At 48.3% G+C, this 661-nt stretch carries 1 protein-coding gene; it reads right to left on the bottom strand.

Annotation, left to right across the window (positions count from 1 at the left end; all coding sequences use genetic code 11):
- Positions 1–661 (bottom strand): tandem-95 repeat protein (locus tag AB4384_RS07365; RefSeq protein ID WP_372129216.1); only part of this gene is annotated, 661 nt, incomplete at both ends.

Below are 661 nucleotides of genomic sequence, written 5' to 3'. Positions count from 1 at the left end.
ATGTCACCGTTGAAGTTTTCATCTGGCGTAATCGTGAAACTGCCGTCATCGTTTTGAGTAACGGTTGCATCACCGTCGACCGTTAAGCCGCTGGCTGTTAGGTCATCGCCTTCAACATCTGATGCTTGTGATAGCAACTGCTCTTGGCTTAGACGAATCGAACCATCTTCGTCGATTGAGTACGCTAGGTCGCCAGACACTGGCGCATCATCAACGGCAGTTACGCTCACGTCGATGTTTGCTGATACCGTATCGGTGCCATCTGACACATCGAAGCCGAAGTTTACGTCACCATTGAAGTTTTCATTCGGTGCGAAGGTGTATGTGCCATTACCGTTGTCGGTAAGAATACCGTTGCCACCGTCGTAGGTCACACTTTCAATAGTAAGGTTGTCACCTTCAATGTCCGTTGCGCCTGTTAATAGGTCTGCATCAGTGAAGATTAACGTGCCATCTTCTTCAACGCTGAACTGTTGGTCTTGAGGGACTGGCAGGTCATTAACTGGATTAACAGTAAGGTCTGCAGAAGCTTGAACGGTATTGGTGCCATCAGAGATATCGAAACTGATATCGATGTCACCATTGAAGTTCTCATCTGGCGTAATCGTAAAGCTGCCATCGTCGTTGGCTACAACCGTTGCATCACCGTCAACCGTTAGGC

Origin of the sequence: Vibrio sp. 10N.261.51.A4 (assembly GCF_041471945.1) — a bacterium.
In the GTDB taxonomy this organism is placed as follows: domain Bacteria; phylum Pseudomonadota; class Gammaproteobacteria; order Enterobacterales; family Vibrionaceae; genus Vibrio; species Vibrio crassostreae_C.
Note: the sequence above shows the minus strand (reverse complement) of the source record. Positions and strands in the feature narration are given on the sequence as shown.